A 732-nucleotide genomic window follows, 5' to 3' on the forward strand; every position below is an offset into this window, starting at 1 on the left:
CACAAACAAGAAAAGGCTGCCCAGGTGGTGTCGATGGTTGAGAAAGTGCGAATGAGGCAGCCCAGAATCGGTACACGCAAGTTATACCATATGCTACAGGCCGAGCTTCGAGAGCTTGGAATTGGCAGAGACAGGCTTTTTAAGATCATGAAATCCAATCATTTACAAATTGTTCCCAAAAGGCAGTATCACATCACGACCAATTCGCATCATCGTTTCAGAAAACACAAAAATCTGATTGAAGGAATGGCAATTGAAAGACCGGAACAGGTCTGGGTCTCGGATATAACCTATATTGGAAACAGGCAAAACCCGCTGTATTTAGCTCTGGTCACGGATGCCTATTCTAAGAAAATCATGGGGTTCGATGTTTCTAAAAGCCTCCATGCATCAGGAGCGATAAATGCGCTGAAAAAAGCTATCAAACACCGCCGATATCCCGAAACCAAACTGATCCATCATTCTGACAGAGGCTTACAATATTGTTGTGATGACTACCAGAAATTACTTGCCAAATCCCGAATCAGATGCAGCATGACCGAAAGCTACGACCCATACCAGAACGCTATAGCAGAAAGAGTAAATGGAATCCTTAAACAAGAATTTATTCAGGGAATATTGATCAATGACCAGTCATTGATGCAAAAACTGATCAATCAATCCATTGCTATTTATAACCATGAAAGACCCCACTGGAGCTGTTGGATGAATACTCCAGAGACAATGCACAAA

The 732-nt window shown here is 42.3% G+C and carries 1 protein-coding gene; it reads left to right on the forward strand.

All coding sequences use genetic code 11. The features are described from left to right. A partial coding sequence (locus tag O0V13_RS21485) for an IS3 family transposase (RefSeq protein ID WP_268037069.1) occupies positions 1-732 on the forward strand: 732 nt, incomplete at both ends.

The organism is Algoriphagus sp. PAP.12, assembly GCF_026652115.1.
Lineage (GTDB): Bacteria > Bacteroidota > Bacteroidia > Cytophagales > Cyclobacteriaceae > Algoriphagus.